Consider the following 15,226-nt stretch of genomic DNA (forward strand, 5'->3'; position numbering starts at 1 on the left):
CCCAGTTGGACTGCGTCCGACTGAACCGAATTCGGTCTAGGCCGCGTCCTTGGGCGTCAGGACGTCGCCGACCGTGGGGCGATCCTCGCTGAGCACCAGCGCCAGATCACGCGGGCGCACCACCTCGCCGCAACAACCGCAGGCGATGCGTGGCTCCAGCGAATGGCCGCAGGTCTTGTGGATCATGTCCACGCCGGAATCGCTGTCGCCATACAGGTGCTTGTTGCCCCAGGCGTGCAGGGTGACCAGCACGCCGTACAGCTCCTTGCCCCGGGCGGTCAGGACGTATTCGTTGCGCGGCGGGCGCTCGGAATAGAGCTGCGGCTCCAGAACGCCGTGGGCGACCAGGGTCTTGAGGCGCGCGGCCAGCACGTTGCGGGCCACACCCAGGCGCTCCTGCCACTGCTCGAAGCGGGTCACGCCCTGAAAGGCGTCGCGGATCACCAGCAGCGTCCACGGATCGCCGATCACCTCGAGGGTGGCGGCGATGGAGCAGCTCTGGCGGGAATAGTCGGCTGTACGTCCCATAGGTCACAAGGTGACGTTGCGGCAGGCTTTTGACAAGTGGGTTGCGATTCAACACCCATTGAGTCAGTCTTGTTTGGCAACGGACATCGCGGCATGACTTCGCCCCGGCGTTCCTTGCGTCCCTCGACTTGCGGGCGGAGGCCCTTCCGCCGGTCTCCGCCCGTGTTTCTGATATGTCGCTGCCCATGACCGATTCCGCCGACCATCCGCTGACCCGCGCCCTGGCCCTGACGCCCGAGGGCGAGACTCTGACCGCCGAGCTGTCCGGAGAGTTCTCGAACGGTCCCGTCGGCGCGCCGCCCGAGGCGGGGTTTCCGTTCGGCGGCTTGCTGGCGGCCCTGTGCGCCGGCGCCATGCGGCAGGGGCTTGGGATCACCGGGCCGCTGCGAACCCTGAGCGTGCAGTATCTGGCGGCGGCGAAGTACGGACAGGCTTTGACGATGCGACCCCGCCTGCTGCGCGGCGGGCGCACCGTGGCCTATTCGGCGCTGGAGGCCGGACAGGGCGATCGCCTGACCCATCACGCCACGGCCACCTGGGGTCGGGACGCCGAAGACGCGGTCGCCCTGACGCCCATGCAGGCGCCGCCCCCGCCCCTGGACAGCCTTGACCCCGCGCAGACGCTGACGGGGCCCATGCGCCCCCGCTTCAGCCAACACGTGGAGTTCCGCTTCGACGGGGGGCCGAACATTCTGGGCGGCAATGAAGGGCGCGAGGTGGTGGAGCGGGTGTGGATGCGCACCAATGACGGCGCACCGCTGGATGAGCTGCGCCTGTGCTACCTGCTGGACGCGCTGTATCCGCCCGCCTGGACCGCGACCAAGGCGCCGCCGATGATGACCACGGTGGACCTGCGCTACGACATTCTGACCACGCCTACGCCAGAGACGGCGCCGGACGGCTGGGCCTTCTTCGAGTTCCGCATGCTGGATCTGGGACTTGGCTGGACCGTGGACGAGGCCGCATGCTGGGGCGCGGACGGCACGCCGCTGGCCCTCTCGCGACAGCGGCGCAAGCTGCTCTGACCCTCTCCCTCCCCGTCCCGGGGAGGGGGGCCGCGCAGCGGCCGGGTGGGGAGGGCTCGGCGAGATGTCCGCGCTTGTTTCGCCTTAGCCGCCCCCACCCGCTTCGCCTCCGGCTCAGCGCCCTCCCCGGGACGGGGGGGAGAAGGGGTCGCCGTCCGCCGCGCGCAGAGATATATGAGCCGCAACCAATCATAACCGCTCAGGAGCCCGCCATGTCCGATCCCGTCGTCATCTGTTCGTTCGCCCGCACCCCCATGGGAGGCTTTCAGGGCGTCTTCACGGGCGTGAAGGCCACCGAGCTGGGCGCGACCGCCGTGAAGGCGGCGGTGGAGCGCGCGGGTGTGGAGGCGGCGCGCATCGAGCAGATCATGATGGGCTGCGTCCTGCCCGCCGGACTGGGCCAGGCGCCGGCGCGTCAGGCGGCCATCGGCGCCGGGCTGGGCCGCCATGTGGAGGCCACCACGGTCAACAAGATGTGCGGCTCGGGCCTGCAGGCGGCCATGATGGCGCACGACGCCCTGAAGGCGGGCAGCGCCGAGATCATCGTGGCGGGCGGCATGGAGAGCATGACCGGCGCCCCCTATGTCATGGCCAAACACCGGGGCGGGGCGCGCATCGGGCATGATGTGATCTCGGACACCATGTATCTGGACGGGCTGGAGGACGCCTACACCCCCGGCAAGCTGATGGGCGCCTTCGCCGAGGATGCAGCGCAACAGTACCAGTTCACCCGCGAGGATCAGGACGCCTACGCCATCGAGAGCCTGAGCCGCGCCAATGCGGCCATCGCCTCTGGCGCCTTCGAGGCCGAGATCACCCCGGTTGAGGTCACCAGCCGCAAGGGAACCGAAACCGTCTCGGTGGACGAACAGCCCGGCAAGGCGCGGCCCGACAAGATCCCGACCCTGAAGCCCGCCTTCGCCAAGGACGGCACCATCACGGCGGCCAACGCCAGCTCCATCTCGGACGGCGCCGCGGCGCTGGTGATGACCCGCGAGAGCGTGGCGAAGGCTCTGAACCTGCCCATCGTGGCCCGGGTCGCCGCCCACGCCGCCCACGCCCATGAGCCGGGCCTGTTCACCACCGCCCCGGTCCCGGCCATGAAGAAGGCGCTGGAGCGCGCCGGCTGGAGCGCCTCGGACGTGGACCTGTGGGAGGTCAATGAGGCCTTCGCCGTGGTGGCCATGATCGCCATGCGCGAGCTGGACATCGACCACGGGAAGCTGAACGTCAACGGCGGCGCCTGCGCCCTGGGCCACCCCATCGGCGCGTCAGGCGCCCGGGTCCTGTCCACCCTGCTGTCGGCGCTGCAGGCGCGCGGCGGCAAGAAAGGCGTGGCGTCCCTGTGCATCGGCGGCGGCGAGGCCGTGGCCATGGCGGTTGAGATGGCCTGACGGCCTAGTCTTCCGGCTCGTCCGGTTGCGTCAGGTCGTCCGCGTCGAATTCATAGTCCAGCAGATCACCGGGTCTGCACCCCAGCGCCGCGCACAGCCGCGCCAGGGTGCGGAACCGGATGCCCTTGACCTTGCCCGAGCGGAACAGGGACAGCTGGGTTTCCGAAATCCCCACCTCGGCGGCCAGGTCGCGGGCCTTGATCCCCTTGCGGACGATCAGGGCGTCGAGGGTCACGCGCACGGGCATCAGATCATCGCGTCCAGCTCGGCCTGGACCCGCCCGGCATGGTCGATCACGCGCCCCAGCAGAAACAGGGCGCCGCCGATCATGCCCAGGGTCATGCCGGCCACATCGAAATAGGCCCAGCCGCCCTGCCCGCCCCCGATAAGCCGCATCAGGTTGGTGACGCCGAACACGCTCAGAAGGCCGCCCAGCCCAAGCGCCAGACCGACCCGGCGCAAGGCATCGGACAGGGTGGGCTGGATCAGGCGCCCCTTGGCCAGCTGGCCCATGGCCGCCCCGATGGCCCACACCGCGAACAGATAGAAGGCCGTGGGCGAGGCCCAGATCGCACCGGGCGCCCAGTGCGCCAGATGCCGGGTCTCGCCGCGCAGCATCAGGATCAGCGGGGCGACAAGATGCATCAGCAACAGCAGCCCGCCCACGCTGGCCACCATAAACACCGCCAGCCAGCGGAACTGCGTGCATCTGCGCCGGTAGGCGACGGGGTCAGAGGATTTCATGGGTCGGTCCGGCTGAATTTTCTTTAATCTTGACTTAAAAACGATCCGTCCGCAACTTTAGCTTAGAGTTAAAGGAACGGACGACATGACCCTCGCGATCGAGACCTGCGGCCTGACGCGCCGCTTCGGCGGCCGGACTGTGGTTCAGGCGCTGGACCTGCAGGTTCCCAAAGGCGCCGTCTACGGCTTTCTGGGCCCCAACGGCGCGGGAAAGACCACCACGCTCAAGATGCTGCTGGGCCTGATCCGGCCTGACGGAGGTCGGGCGTTGATCGACGGCATCGACGTGTCCGCAGACCGGATGGGAGCGGCTCGGAAGGTGGGCGCCCTGCTGGAGGCGCACGGGTTTCACGCGAATCTGACCGGGCGGGAGAATCTGGAGATCACCCGGCGGCTGCTGGCTCTGCCGCGCACGGAGACGGACCGGGTGCTGGAGGTCGTGGAGATGCGGCCTGACGCCCATCGCCGCGTCTCGGACTATTCGCTGGGCATGCGCCAGCGGCTGGGCATCGCCCGCGCCCTGCTGGGGTCGCCGCCGGTGCTGATCCTGGACGAGCCCGCCAATGGGCTGGACCCGGACGGCATCGCTGACATGCGCGCCTTTCTGATGGGATTGCCCGCGCGGACGGGCGCCACGGTGCTGGTTTCCAGCCATCTGCTGAACGAGGTGGAGCAGACCGCCACCCATGTGGGCGTGATCCTCGCCGGGCGGCTGGCGGTTCAGGGGGCTCTGGCGGACCTGACCGCCCGGATCGCGCCCGGACTGGAGGTGGAGGTGGATCAGCCGGTTCGGGCCCGGTCGCTCATTCTGGCCCGAGGGTTCGATCTCGAGGACGGCGAGGCGCTGTCGGTTCGGCTGAGGCCGGGCGACGACGCACGGACCGCCGCCGCCAAGCTGAACCGCGCCCTCGTGGAGAGCGGTCTGGAAGTCTTCGCCCTGACACCCCGCCGTCCCAGCCTCGAGGCGCTTTACAGGGCGACTGCGGACCAGAATCGCCTGCCCGGCGCCGGCAAGGAGGCCGCCTGAATGCTTACCGCCCTGTCCGTGGAGCTGCTGAAGCTCAACCGCTCCCTCGCCGCCTTGCTGGCCGTGGCGGCGCCGAGCCTGATCGCCCTGTTCATATTCTTCAACCTGCTGCGGCTGGAGACAGCTGAGGTGTGGACCATGGTGATGATGCAGTCCGCCGCCATCTGGGCCTATTTCATGTTGCCCATGAGCGTCACGGCCCTGACCGTCCTGGTCGCCCAGATGGAGCACGGCCCCCGCAGCTGGGAGCACCTGTTCGCCCTGCCGGTCCGCCGGTGGCGACTGCTGGCGGCCAAGGCGGCGGGCGTCTTTCTTGTGGTGGCCGCCATGGAGGCGGCGGTTCTGATCCTGAGCGCGTGCGCAGGCGTGTTGGCCGGCCTGGTGAAGCCAGGCTTCGCGCCGACGGGGGCGATCGACTGGTGGGCGGTGATCTGGCTGCACGGGCGCATCTTTGCGGCGGGCGCCTTGCTGACGACGATCCAGCTGTGGGCGGCCCTGCGGTTCAGGAGCTTCGTGCCGGGGCTGGTGCTGGGCATCGGCGGCACTTTCTTCGCCGTAGTCGCCACCTCGGCGAAGAACGGGGTTTTCATGCCCTGGCAGATGCCGGTCAACATGCTGGCGACCGACCCGGCGCGGGCCGATCTGGCGCTGATGCTGGGGCTGGGGGGCGGACTTGCAGGCCTCTTCCTGATGCTGATCCACTTGTCGCGACGCGAGGTGGTTTAGTCTGGCCACCGGTGTCACGTTCAGTATGGTGACGGCATGACCGCCGCCGAAATCGTCGCCCTGCTGAAGCTCGAACCCCATCCGGAGGGCGGCTGGTTCCGCGAGACGTTCCGGGACGCGGTCGAGGTCGCGCCCGGACGGGCTGCGTCCACGGCCATCCATTATCTGCTGGAGGCGGGTCAGAGTTCACACTGGCACCGGGTAACGGACGCCGCCGAGGTCTGGAGCTTCAACGCCGGCGGGCCGCTGGAGTTGATGATCGCGGACACGGGCGACGGACCGCCGGTGCGTCATGTGCTGGGCGCGGATCTGGCGGCGGGCCAGCGGCCCCATCTGGTCGTGCCGCCGAATGGCTGGCAGGCCGCCCGGCCGCTGGGCGCCTGGACGCTGGTCACCTGCACCGTGGCGCCCGGATTCATCTTCGACCGATTTGAAATGGCGCCGCCTGACTGGAAGCCGGGCAAGGGAGGCCCGGCATGACTCTTCATCGCCGCAGCCTGCTGACGGCCGCAGGGCTGGGCCTGACCGCCTCGCCGGTTCTGGCCCAGGCGCCCTGGAGCGAGGCGGTGCGCGCCGCCGCCGTGACGCCGCAGCGGGCGCCGGCCGACCCTGCCGAGACGGTGCGGCTGTGGCCGGGCGGAGCGCCGGGGGGCGAGAACGTTACGGTCACGGCCGAGGTGAACGAGCGATCCGAGGACCCCGCCTATCACGACCGTTTCGCCGTCTACACCACCGACCCGATCATGACCGTGTTCCGGCCCGAGCGGCCGAACGGCGCGGCCCTGCTGCTGATTCCAGGCGGCGGCTATCGCTGGGCGGTGGTGGACAAGGAAGGATACGACTGCGCGCGGGTGTTCGCGGCGGCGGGGGTGACCTGTTTCGTGCTGCGCTACCGCCTGCCGGGCGACAACTGGGCGGCGGGACCGAACGCGCCGTTGCAGGACGCCCAGCGGGCCATGCGCCTGATCCGCGCCAATGCCGAGTCGTACGGCATCGCCCCGGATCGCATCGGGGCGCTGGGCGCCTCGGCCGGGGGGCATCTGGGCGGGACTCTGGCGGCGCGGCACTGGGACGCCGTCTATGAGCCCGTGGACGCGGCGGACGCGGTGTCGGCCCGGCCGGACCTGTCGATCCTGATGTATCCGGTGGCCACCCTGACCGATCCGCATGTGCACGCCGGGTCACGCCGCTATCTGCTGGGCGACAATCCGGCGCCGGACCAGATTCGTGACTGGTCGCTGGAGACCATGCCGCGCTCGGGCACCCCGCCCACCTTCATCCTGCACGCCATGGACGACGAATCCGTGCCGCCCGAGAACGCCATGATGCTGACCACGGCGCTGAGGGCCGCGAACGTGCCGGTGGAGACCCACCTGTTCGAGGAAGGCGGCCACGGCTTCGGCATCCGCCTGATCGAGGGGCGTCCGGCCGCGGTCTGGCCGGAGCTGGCCCTGGCCTGGGGCGCGCGGCGCGGCTGGCTGGGCTAGGCGCGGCCCGCTGTCCCGGAGGGCTTCGGGTTGGGACGGTCGTGCACTGATCCAGGGTGCGGCCGGTTACGGTCCGCCTGCATCAGGCGGGCGAGGCTTTGGGCGCCGGTGGCGAGGACGATCATGGCCGACTCCTGATTGGAGTAATTGAGAATGCATCGCAATAGTGAGTCTGACAAGCCTCCTGACGCGGGCCGTTCAGCGCTGTAGCGTCACGGCATGACCACGCCCTGCGCCGCCCCTGCCCCGCCCCGCGCCTGCGGCGACTGCGGCCTGTGCTGCAAGATCATGGGGGTGGAGGCCATCGCCAAGCCGCCGCGCAAATGGTGCGGCCATTTCCGCAAGGGGCGCGGCTGTTCGATCTATGCGGAGCGGCCCCATGCGTGCGGGGCCTTCAACTGCACCTGGCTGCTGGCGCCGAACCTGGGCGAGGACTGGCGGCCGGATCGGGCGGGATTCGTGATGCATTCCGAGAACGGCGGCCAGCGCCTGATCGTGGAGGCGGACGGCGCGGACCCGCAGGCGTGGCGGCGCGAGCCCTATCAGACGACCCTGCGTGACTGGGCCCGGAGCGGGGCGGCGCAGGGCCTGGAGGTGATGGTGTTCGTGGGCGACCGGGGTGTCCGCTTGCTTGCGGACGGGGGAGAGCGTCCGGTCACGCGCACGACAGCCTGATCAGTGCACCGTGGCGCCCTCGGGCCGTTCGCGGCGGTGCAGCTTGTCGCCGATCATGTTGCCCCAGCGCACGGCGGAGCCCATGGGCGAAGCCATGAAGCCGGCGCGCGGGTCGATCTTGCGGGCCTGATGGGCGAAGGCGGCGGCCATGCCGGCGCTCATCATGGCGGCGACCATCTGCCCGGCCATGCTGCGTGGGCGCGACGCCATCCAGAAGGCGCTGACCGCCTGGGACACGCTCCACAGACGCAGGGCGCTGTTTCGATCCGGTCCCGAAGGCGCGTTCCAGACGCGCAGGCCGGCCAAGGTGGCGGCCGACATAAGGGCCGGCAGCAGGATGCTGAAGCCGCTCGTCGGCTTCTGAACGATGGGACGGCCGTCATGCTCGGGCGCGGTCTCGCGCGAATCTGCGGTCAGGGCCACCAAGGCCGAGGCGACCAGGCCGACTCCGGCGGTGACCGCCAGGCCCGTGGCCACGTGACGCCCGCTGCGGCCCTGGCTGTTCAGGAACCGGTCGATTTGGCTGGGGCGTGACATGGCGGTGGTCTCCCTGTTGCTACAGGGAACGGAACAGGTCAGGCGGGATGGGGTTCCGGGGCGCCGGCCCCGGCGGGCGTCAGTTCCCGGTGGCGGCGCCGTCGGGCTCGATGTCCTTCATGGCGCTTTGCAGCCAGTTCTGTTCGCCCAGCAGCCCCATCAGATTGATCTGGTTCTCGAGGAAGTCGATGTGCTCCTCGGTGTCGGACAGGATCTCGGTGAGGATCTGGCGGCTGACGAAGTCGGCGGCGGCCTCGCACTGCTTGATGGCCTCGATCTGGTCACGGCGGCCGTCCAGCTCCAGCTGCAGGTCGGCGCGCATGCATTCCGGCGCCGTCTCGCCGATCTTGAGCTTGTGCAGGTCCTGCAGGTTGGGCAGGCCGTCCAGGAACAGGATGCGCTTGATCAGCTTGTCGGCGTGTTTCATCTCGCCGATGGACTCGTCGTAGATGACCTTGCCCAGATGGCTGAGACCCCAGCTTTCGAACATGCGCGCATGCAGGAAATACTGGTTCACCGCGGTCAGTTCGTTGGTGAGGACGCCGTTCAGCGTCCGGATGATCGCGGGATCGCCCTTCATGATCTCAAGCCTTTTCGTTCCGGGACCGGCTCACACGACGGCCGCGCCCCATGGCGTGAGACATAACACGCTTCGCAGGCGATTGTTCACCTGCGAATACTTATCAGCTTATTGTAATTGCGAGTAAATCTCGCCCGCACTTCTACTCTGCGGCGAGGGCGAAGGCCTGGCGCGATTCCTGAATCATCTCGCGCATCTCGCAGACGCATTTGGCGCACTGGGCCTGGCAGCCGTTGTGGGCGAAGACGTCGCGGGGACGTTGGGCGCCCGCCTCGATGGCGCGGGCCACGTCCCGTTCGCGAATGCCGTTGCAGTTGCAGATGTACACGGTTGGTCGCCCGACCCGATACGTTGAGAACGACTCTCCATAGCAGGAGTCCGGGCGGATGCAAATCGTTCGCATGCGCATCCCGTACTTGACCGCTGAGGCAAGTCGGCGCACCCCCCCGGCCATGACCGATAAAGCCCGCTGCCGCCTGTATCTGATCACCCCGCCGGCCCTGCCGGACCTGGACGCCTTCGCCGCCGAGCTGGAGGCCGCGCTGGGCGCCGGGGATGTGGCGGCGTTGCAGATCCGGCTGAAGCCCGCAGACGACGATGCGGTGCGCGCGGCGGTGCGGCGGCTCATGCCCATCGCCCATGCCCATGGGGTGGCGGTGATCCTGAACGATCGGCCGGATCTGGCGGGAGAGCTGGGCTGTGACGGCGTTCATGTGGGCGACGAGGATCCGGCGGTGGACGCCGCGCGGCGCATCCTGGGCCCGAACGCCATGATCGGCGCCACCTGCAAGGACAGTCGCCATGCAGCCATGGAGGCGGCCGAGGCAGGGGCGGACTATGTGGCCTTCGGCGCCTTCTTTCCCACGGACACCAAGGAAACCACCGCCCGGCCCGAGCCGGACATCCTGACCATCTGGCAGGAGACCATGGCCGTGCCCTGCGTGGCCATCGGCGGGATCACTGTGGACAACGCCTTGGCTCTCATCGAGGCGGGCGCAGACTTTCTGGCGGTCAGCGCGGGCGTATGGCGCCATCCGGGCGGTCCGGCCGAGGCCGTGAGGCGCTTCAACGCCCTGACCGGCTGATCCCGCAGCCATGGCAAGGGATATTTAGCAAAGGCGTGGTTGACTGGGCGTTCAGTATCCCAGCCTGCAGAAGCCTTTCATCATGATCCTGAGCCGCGCGCTCGCCGACCTGGACCACCCCGCCGTCGCCGCCGCGGAAGCGCGCGCCGGATCGTGGCGGCGCGGCCACGATCTGATGAGCCAGCCCCACGCGCCGGTCTTCCTGGCCGTAATCCTGGCCGTGCTGGTGGTGCTGGCGGTGTCCACGTCGCGCTCGGCCGGGCTGGTGGCGGCCCTGTGGGCGGCGGGCGGCGTGGCGGTCACCGCATGGCTGCGCGCCGGCAAGGGCAAGGCTTATGACGCGGCCTATGCCGCCCTGATCACCGTAGGATTCGCAGGCGGCAATCTGCTGGCGGGCAATCCGCCCGATCTGGCCTTCATGTTCACCATCGGCAACATGATCGAGGTGGTGCTGGCCGTGGTCCTGACCCGGCGCTTCCTGCCGGACCTGAACATCGCCACGGTCCCCGGCGCGGCGAAATTCCTGATGCTGGCGGCGGTGATCGCACCCCTGCCGGCGGCGGTGTTCGCGTCGGGCATGCTGTACCTGATGACGGGGCAGGACTTTGCGAGCACCGTCCAGACCTGGTGGTTCGGACACGCCTTGGGCATCGCGGTGTTCGCTCCGTTCGGACTGGCCGTGACCAAGCGGCACTTCGCGCGCCTAGCCCGTCCGTGGCAGGTGGCGGAGGCGGCGGTTCTGCTCGGCGGCCTGGCGGCCCTTGTGGGCGTGCTGTTCATCCAGGAAGCCGTCGCCATCCCCTTTGTCATCGTGCCCCTGCTGCTGGTGATCGCCGTGCGGCTGCGGATTGTCGGGGTGACCGCCGCGATCCTGATCACCGCCCTCGTGTCCATCGGCCTGACCCTGAATGGATACGGCCCGCTAAATCTGACCCCTGGCGCGGACCTGACGCAGCGCGTCATGCTGGCCCAGCTGTTCACGGCCACCACCGGCCTGCCCATGCTGCTGGTGGCGGCCATGCTGGAGGAGCGGGACCTGTTCGCGGCGCGCGCGGCCGCGGGGCAGGAACGGGCGGAGAAGGCCAGCGCCGGCAAGTCGCGCCTGCTGGCCAACGTGGCCCACGAGATCAAGAGCCCCATCGGCGGCATCATCGGCATCGGGGACCTGTGGTCTTCCGGCCAGCTGGGCCCCGTGACGCCGACCCAGGGCGAGATGGCGACCATGCTGGTCAAGACCGCGCGGCAGATCGAGACCCTGACCCATGACCTGCTGGACGTGGCGCGGGCCGAGTCCGGAGCGGTGCAGATGGATCTGCGGCCCGTGGATGTGGCCGGCGTGGTGGAGGACGTGCGGCGCGGCGTGGGTCTGCTGAAGGAAGCGGAAGGCCTGACCCTGACAGCCGAGCGACAGAATGACGATCTGGTGGCCCTGGCGGACTCCATCCGGCTCAATCAGGTGATCGGCAATCTGGTCACCAATGCGGTGAAGTACGGCGCCTCGGGCGGGGTGGTGACCCTGCGCACCCGTCGCGTGGACCGCAAGATCCGCGTCGAGGTGATCGACAAGGGTCCCGGCCTGTCAGCCGAGAAACAGGCCCAGCTGTTCGAGCCGTTCAACCGGCTGGGGCTGGAGCGCTCCACCATCGAGGGGCACGGCATCGGCCTGACCCTGGCCAAGCGCCTGACCGAGCTTCAGAACGGCGAAATCGGCGTCATCAGCGCGCCGGGCGAGGGCGCCACCTTCTGGATCGAACTGCCCGCCGCCTGATCCCTGCGGCAGGCTGACGCGCGTCACGGCGGCGCTGGACAACGGCGCCCGATGAGCGCATGACCCCATAAGTCTTAGGGCTATTCAAGGGGACTGATCGTGGATTTCGACGCGCTATTGCTGTCGCGGATGCAGTTCGCCTTTACGGTGGCGTTCCACATCCTGTTCCCCGCCTTCACCATCGGCCTGGCGGCGTTTCTGGCTGTGCTGGAGGGGCTGTGGCTGTGGACGAAGCGGGACGTGTTCCAGACCCTGTACCTGTTCTGGGTGAAGATCTTCGCCCTCAGCTTCGGCATGGGCGTCGTGTCCGGGGTGGTGCTCAGCTACCAGTTCGGCACCAACTGGTCCGAGTTCATCCGCCTGACCGGCGGGGTGATCGGGCCGCTGCTGGCCTATGAGGTGCTGACGGCCTTCTTCCTGGAGGCCTCGTTCCTGGGCGTGATGCTGTTCGGCTGGAAGAAGGTGGGGCCGAAGCTGCACTTCCTGGCCACCGTGCTGGTGGCCATCGGCACCAGCATTTCCGCCTTCTGGATCCTGTCGGCCAACAGCTGGATGCAGACGCCGCAAGGGTTCGAGATTCTGACGGACGGCACGTTCCGGGCCACCGATTTCTGGGCCGTGGTGTTCAACCCCAGCTTCCCCTCGCGGCTGGTGCACATGCTGCTGGCCGCCTTCCTGACCACGGCGCTGGTGGTGGGCGCGGCCTCGGCCTTCCAAGTGCTCAAGAGCCGGGCGAAAGGCGAGGTCCCGACCGGATGGACCGCCAGCCGCGTGGCGCTGGTCATGGCGGTGGGCATGGTCGCGATAACCGCGCCGCTGCAGCTGCTGGCCGGCCACTGGTCCGGCGAGGTGGCGCACCATTATCAGCCGTCCAAGCTGGCGGCCATCGAGGGCTATTGGGAGACGCAGGCCGACCAGCCGCTGCACCTGTTCGCCATCCCGGACCGTTCGACCCAGTCCAACCGCTTCGAGGTGTCCATCCCCGGCGTGGGCAATATGGTTCAGAACCTGCCGCGCGACGAGGTGATCCCGGGGCTGGACCAGTTGGCGCCCGAGGATCAGCCGCCGGTGTTCATGGTGTTCTGGGCCTTCCGGATCATGGTGGGTCTGGGGCTGCTGATGATCGGCCTGGGCGCGTGGGGCGCGTTCCTGCTGTGGCGCAAAAAGCTGTTCGACAGCCGCTGGTTCCTGCGCTTCGCGGTGGCCATGGGGCCGGCCGGGTTCATCGCCGTGCTGGCCGGATGGATGGTGACCGAGATCGGGCGCCAGCCGTGGGTGGTGTACGGCGTCCTGCGCACCGCCGACGCCGTGTCGCCGGTCACCAGCGGTGAGGTGCTGACCTCGCTGCTGGTCTACATCACAGTCTACTCCATCGTCTTCACCGCCGGCGCCCTGTTCATCCTGCGCCTGATGGCCGAAGGGCCCAAGGCCGTGGTCACCGCGCGGGCCGCCGAGGAGCGCCGCGCCCCTGGCTCGGCCCTGGCCAAGGCGCCCGACGATGTGGACGGCGACCTTCCGGGAGACCCGCAATGACCCTCGACCTTCCGCTCATCTGGGCCGGGCTGATCGCCATCGCGGTGCTGCTCTATGTGGTGCTGGACGGGTTCGATCTGGGGCTGGGCATCCTGTTTCCGTTCGCACGGTCGCCGCAGGACCGGGACGTGATGATGAACACCGTGGCCCCCGTCTGGGACGGCAACGAGACCTGGCTTGTGCTGGGCGGCGGCGGGCTGCTGGCGGCCTTCCCGCTGGCCTATTCCATCCTGATGCCGGCGCTGTATCTGCCGGTGCTGCTGATGCTGGCGGGGCTGATCCTGCGGGGCGTGGCGTTCGAGTTCCGCTTCCGGGCGCGGGATCGGGGGCGGCGCTTCTGGACCCAGATGTTCGCCTTTGGCTCGGTGCTCGCCGCCTTTGCACAGGGGCTGATCCTGGGCGGATTTATCCAGGGCGTGCGCGTGGTGGACGATCGCTTCGCCGGCGGGCCGTTCGACTGGTTCACCCCCTACACCCTGCTGGTGGCCTGCGGGCTGGTGGCCGGCTACGCCCTGCTGGGCGCGGCTTGGCTGATGTTCAAAACCACCGACGACCTGCACGGCGATGCGCGCCGGTGGACGCGGATCAGCGCCGCCGTGACCGCCGTTCTGCTGGCGGCGGTCAGCGTGGCGACGCTGGTGGCCCATCCGGTGATCGGCGAGCGCTGGGGCTGGCCGGACGGCCTGACCGGCGGGATCGACTGGGCGGTGTTCGCGCCGCGCGTCCTCATCCCGCTGATCGGCGTGGCGGGTCTGGCGATGATCTTCCTGGGCGCGCGCAAGGGATCCCACGGCTGGCCCTTCATCGGCGCGCTGACGGTGTTCCTGTCCGGCTATCTGGGGCTGGCGATCAGTTTCGCGCCCTATGTGGTGCCCTATGCGGTGAACTTCCGTCAGGGGGCGGCGCCGGACAACGCCCTGGGCCTGATGCTGTGGGGCACGGCGGTGATCCTGCCCACCATCCTGGCCTACACCGCCTGGGTCTACTGGGTGTTCAGGGGCAAGATGACTGCGGAGACCGGCTATCATTAGACCCGTTCCACCCCCCGGCCCCGACGACCCGCTGCCGCCGCTGTGGAAGCGGTTGATGTGGTTCGCCCTGCTGTCCATCGCCGGGCTCGCGGTGGTGGCGGCGGTCGCCTACACGCTTCGGGCCTTGCCGTTCATGGGATGAAGCGCGACAGTCGCGCCCATGATGCTCCGCAAGACGCTGATCGCCGCCGCCCTTACGGCATTCGCCGCCCCCGCCGCCGCGCAGGAGGCCGATGATTTCACGGCCCGCCTGAACCGTCTGCCCAGCCAGACGGCCGAGCCCGCGCCGGATCCGGAACCGGGGCCGGTGGTGGAACCCGAGGCCGAGCCGACGCCGGAAGCCGACGCCCCGCCGGTCGAGGACATCACCTCGCGCCTGAACCGCGCGCCGCAGGCTGAGCCCGAACCGGAAGCCGAATCCTCATCCGAGCCGCCGATCCTGGAAGGCCTGTCCGAGCGGCTGGAGCAGATGCGGGCAGAGCCAGAGGTTGAGCCAGAGCCCGCGCCGGCGCCCGAGGCTTCCGAGCCGGAACCGGTCGCCGCCGAGCCGGAACCCGAGCCGATGGTCGAGGCCGAGTCCGAGGCGCCCGGGCCTGAAGTCGAAGTTTCGCCCGAGGTCGAAGCCGACTCCGACCTGCCCGAAATGATCGTCGAACCGCCCCCGCCGCCGGCGCTGGAGATTTTGAGCTCCCAGGCCGGGCTGGCCTTCCGCGTAGACGTGCCCGAGGCGTTCGATCTGGTGGAGCGTCCGTCCGGTCCCGACTTCGACGTCTATCAGGTGTCGCGCGGCGACACGCCGTTTGTGGGCATCTATGTGGGCTGCTGCTCGCCCTTCCCCATCTATGACGGACGCCAGATCGAGGCGGCGGGGCGTTTCTCAATCCTCATCAACGAGGACGGCGCCAACCGCGCGGTGGAGCACCTGTTCACCCGAGAGTCGGACGGCCGCCAGATCCACGTCTGGCTGCACAGCGTCACCGGCGAAGACCGCGCCCTGGCTGAACGCATCGCCCAGACGGTGGACCCAAGATAGCCGCTTCGCGCTCGGGCGCGCGGAGGCGCGCTGCGTCAACTCTCCTCCCCATC

18 protein-coding genes are annotated in these 15,226 nt (G+C 69.0%); 12 read left to right on the forward strand and 6 right to left on the reverse strand.

What is annotated here, in order from left to right; all coding sequences use genetic code 11:
* Positions 1 to 36 precede the first annotated feature (36 nt).
* Entirely contained in the window at positions 37 to 528 is a 492-nt protein-coding gene (locus ACI8U3_RS04290) for a winged helix-turn-helix transcriptional regulator (RefSeq protein WP_415013630.1), read from the reverse strand.
* Positions 529 to 713: 185 nt separating this feature from the next.
* On the opposite strand from ACI8U3_RS04290, the gene ACI8U3_RS04295 reads away from it, so the two are divergent.
* Positions 714 to 1,553: an acyl-CoA thioesterase gene (locus ACI8U3_RS04295; RefSeq protein ID WP_415013631.1), complete on the forward strand. Its 840-nt coding sequence runs from the start codon at positions 714 to 716 to the stop codon at positions 1,551 to 1,553.
* A gap of 212 nt (positions 1,554 to 1,765) precedes the next feature.
* Positions 1,766 to 2,947, forward strand: coding sequence for an acetyl-CoA C-acyltransferase (locus ACI8U3_RS04300; protein ID WP_415013632.1), 1,182 nt, complete (start codon positions 1,766 to 1,768; stop codon positions 2,945 to 2,947).
* A gap of 4 nt (positions 2,948 to 2,951) precedes the next feature.
* Here the strand turns inward: ACI8U3_RS04300 and ACI8U3_RS04305 are convergent, their stop codons facing one another.
* Together ACI8U3_RS04305 and ACI8U3_RS04310 are read right to left on the reverse strand one after the other, a co-directional pair.
* Complete coding sequence (locus ACI8U3_RS04305) at positions 2,952 to 3,194, reverse strand: helix-turn-helix domain-containing protein (RefSeq protein WP_415013633.1); 243 nt, start codon at positions 3,192 to 3,194, stop codon at positions 2,952 to 2,954.
* Positions 3,194 to 3,691 carry a DUF2975 domain-containing protein gene (locus ACI8U3_RS04310; RefSeq protein WP_415013634.1) on the reverse strand — a complete coding sequence of 166 codons (498 nt, stop codon included), beginning with the start codon at positions 3,689 to 3,691 and terminating at the stop codon, positions 3,194 to 3,196. The genes ACI8U3_RS04305 and ACI8U3_RS04310 overlap by 1 nt, the downstream gene beginning before the upstream one ends.
* Before the next feature lie 85 nt (positions 3,692 to 3,776).
* Here ACI8U3_RS04310 and ACI8U3_RS04315 point away from each other — a divergent pair, with 85 nt between their 5' ends.
* From ACI8U3_RS04315 to ACI8U3_RS04335, 5 genes are all read left to right on the forward strand, one after another.
* On the forward strand, positions 3,777 to 4,718 hold the full coding sequence (locus ACI8U3_RS04315; RefSeq protein WP_415013635.1) for an ABC transporter ATP-binding protein: 942 nt from the start codon (positions 3,777 to 3,779) through the stop codon (positions 4,716 to 4,718).
* Positions 4,719 to 5,444, forward strand: coding sequence for an ABC transporter permease (locus ACI8U3_RS04320; protein WP_415013636.1), 726 nt, complete (start codon positions 4,719 to 4,721; stop codon positions 5,442 to 5,444).
* A 36-nt stretch (positions 5,445 to 5,480) separates the two neighbouring features.
* Positions 5,481 to 5,924 carry a cupin domain-containing protein gene (locus ACI8U3_RS04325; RefSeq protein ID WP_415013637.1) on the forward strand — a complete coding sequence of 148 codons (444 nt, stop codon included), beginning with the start codon at positions 5,481 to 5,483 and terminating at the stop codon, positions 5,922 to 5,924.
* The gene (locus ACI8U3_RS04330; protein ID WP_415013638.1) at positions 5,921 to 6,931 is read left to right on the forward strand and encodes an alpha/beta hydrolase; all 1,011 of its coding nucleotides are present in this window, start codon (positions 5,921 to 5,923) and stop codon (positions 6,929 to 6,931) included. The genes ACI8U3_RS04325 and ACI8U3_RS04330 overlap by 4 nt, the downstream gene beginning before the upstream one ends.
* 219 nt (positions 6,932 to 7,150) lie before the next feature.
* A complete protein-coding gene (locus ACI8U3_RS04335; RefSeq protein WP_415013639.1) occupies positions 7,151 to 7,606 on the forward strand; it encodes a YkgJ family cysteine cluster protein in 456 nt (151 codons plus the stop codon).
* Here ACI8U3_RS04335 and ACI8U3_RS04340 read toward each other — a convergent pair whose 3' ends face one another.
* From ACI8U3_RS04340 to ACI8U3_RS04350, 3 genes are all read right to left on the reverse strand, one after another.
* Positions 7,607 to 8,143, reverse strand: a complete 537-nt coding sequence (locus ACI8U3_RS04340; RefSeq protein ID WP_415013640.1) for a tryptophan-rich sensory protein — start codon at positions 8,141 to 8,143, stop codon at positions 7,607 to 7,609.
* A 79-nt stretch (positions 8,144 to 8,222) separates the two neighbouring features.
* On the reverse strand, positions 8,223 to 8,723 hold the full coding sequence (gene bfr, locus ACI8U3_RS04345) for a bacterioferritin (protein ID WP_415013641.1): 501 nt from the start codon (positions 8,721 to 8,723) through the stop codon (positions 8,223 to 8,225).
* A gap of 142 nt (positions 8,724 to 8,865) precedes the next feature.
* The gene (locus ACI8U3_RS04350; RefSeq protein ID WP_415013642.1) at positions 8,866 to 9,051 is read right to left on the reverse strand and encodes a bacterioferritin-associated ferredoxin; all 186 of its coding nucleotides are present in this window, start codon (positions 9,049 to 9,051) and stop codon (positions 8,866 to 8,868) included.
* A 124-nt stretch (positions 9,052 to 9,175) separates the two neighbouring features.
* Here ACI8U3_RS04350 and thiE point away from each other — a divergent pair, with 124 nt between their 5' ends.
* The 5 genes from thiE to ACI8U3_RS04375 all read left to right on the forward strand — a co-directional run bounded on the left by thiE (position 9,176) and on the right by ACI8U3_RS04375 (position 15,173).
* Complete coding sequence (gene thiE / locus ACI8U3_RS04355; RefSeq protein WP_415013643.1) at positions 9,176 to 9,808, forward strand: thiamine phosphate synthase; 633 nt, start codon at positions 9,176 to 9,178, stop codon at positions 9,806 to 9,808.
* 82 nt (positions 9,809 to 9,890) lie between these two features.
* Positions 9,891 to 11,576, forward strand: a complete 1,686-nt coding sequence (locus tag ACI8U3_RS04360; protein WP_415013644.1) for an MASE1 domain-containing protein — start codon at positions 9,891 to 9,893, stop codon at positions 11,574 to 11,576.
* A gap of 99 nt (positions 11,577 to 11,675) precedes the next feature.
* Positions 11,676 to 13,109, forward strand: a complete 1,434-nt coding sequence (locus tag ACI8U3_RS04365) for a cytochrome ubiquinol oxidase subunit I (protein ID WP_415013645.1) — start codon at positions 11,676 to 11,678, stop codon at positions 13,107 to 13,109.
* Complete coding sequence (gene cydB, locus ACI8U3_RS04370) at positions 13,106 to 14,140, forward strand: cytochrome d ubiquinol oxidase subunit II (RefSeq protein WP_415013646.1); 1,035 nt, start codon at positions 13,106 to 13,108, stop codon at positions 14,138 to 14,140. The genes ACI8U3_RS04365 and cydB overlap by 4 nt, the downstream gene beginning before the upstream one ends.
* A 160-nt stretch (positions 14,141 to 14,300) precedes the next feature.
* Entirely contained in the window at positions 14,301 to 15,173 is an 873-nt protein-coding gene (locus ACI8U3_RS04375) for a hypothetical protein (protein WP_415013647.1), read from the forward strand.
* The last annotated feature ends 53 nt before the right edge of the window (positions 15,174 to 15,226 follow it).

Origin of the sequence: Brevundimonas sp. (assembly GCF_047617075.1) — a bacterium.
Lineage (GTDB): Bacteria > Pseudomonadota > Alphaproteobacteria > Caulobacterales > Caulobacteraceae > Brevundimonas.

What these genes read in the sequence shown, in the direction of transcription:
- ACI8U3_RS04290 (WP_415013630.1), bottom strand. Translation starts at nt 528, where the DNA reads ATGGGACGTACAGCCGACTATTCCCGCCAGAGCTGCTCCATCGCCGCC.
- ACI8U3_RS04295 (WP_415013631.1), top strand. Translation starts at nt 714, where the DNA reads ATGACCGATTCCGCCGACCATCCGCTGACCCGCGCCCTGGCCCTGACG.
- ACI8U3_RS04300 (WP_415013632.1), top strand. Translation starts at nt 1,766, where the DNA reads ATGTCCGATCCCGTCGTCATCTGTTCGTTCGCCCGCACCCCCATGGGA.
- ACI8U3_RS04305 (WP_415013633.1), bottom strand. Translation starts at nt 3,194, where the DNA reads ATGCCCGTGCGCGTGACCCTCGACGCCCTGATCGTCCGCAAGGGGATC.
- ACI8U3_RS04310 (WP_415013634.1), bottom strand. Translation starts at nt 3,691, where the DNA reads ATGAAATCCTCTGACCCCGTCGCCTACCGGCGCAGATGCACGCAGTTC.
- ACI8U3_RS04315 (WP_415013635.1), top strand. Translation starts at nt 3,777, where the DNA reads ATGACCCTCGCGATCGAGACCTGCGGCCTGACGCGCCGCTTCGGCGGC.
- ACI8U3_RS04320 (WP_415013636.1), top strand. Translation starts at nt 4,719, where the DNA reads ATGCTTACCGCCCTGTCCGTGGAGCTGCTGAAGCTCAACCGCTCCCTC.
- ACI8U3_RS04325 (WP_415013637.1), top strand. Translation starts at nt 5,481, where the DNA reads ATGACCGCCGCCGAAATCGTCGCCCTGCTGAAGCTCGAACCCCATCCG.
- ACI8U3_RS04330 (WP_415013638.1), top strand. Translation starts at nt 5,921, where the DNA reads ATGACTCTTCATCGCCGCAGCCTGCTGACGGCCGCAGGGCTGGGCCTG.
- ACI8U3_RS04335 (WP_415013639.1), top strand. Translation starts at nt 7,151, where the DNA reads ATGACCACGCCCTGCGCCGCCCCTGCCCCGCCCCGCGCCTGCGGCGAC.
- ACI8U3_RS04340 (WP_415013640.1), bottom strand. Translation starts at nt 8,143, where the DNA reads ATGTCACGCCCCAGCCAAATCGACCGGTTCCTGAACAGCCAGGGCCGC.
- bfr (WP_415013641.1), bottom strand. Translation starts at nt 8,723, where the DNA reads ATGAAGGGCGATCCCGCGATCATCCGGACGCTGAACGGCGTCCTCACC.
- thiE (WP_415013643.1), top strand. Translation starts at nt 9,176, where the DNA reads ATGACCGATAAAGCCCGCTGCCGCCTGTATCTGATCACCCCGCCGGCC.
- ACI8U3_RS04360 (WP_415013644.1), top strand. Translation starts at nt 9,891, where the DNA reads ATGATCCTGAGCCGCGCGCTCGCCGACCTGGACCACCCCGCCGTCGCC.
- cydB (WP_415013646.1), top strand. Translation starts at nt 13,106, where the DNA reads ATGACCCTCGACCTTCCGCTCATCTGGGCCGGGCTGATCGCCATCGCG.
- ACI8U3_RS04375 (WP_415013647.1), top strand. Translation starts at nt 14,301, where the DNA reads ATGATGCTCCGCAAGACGCTGATCGCCGCCGCCCTTACGGCATTCGCC.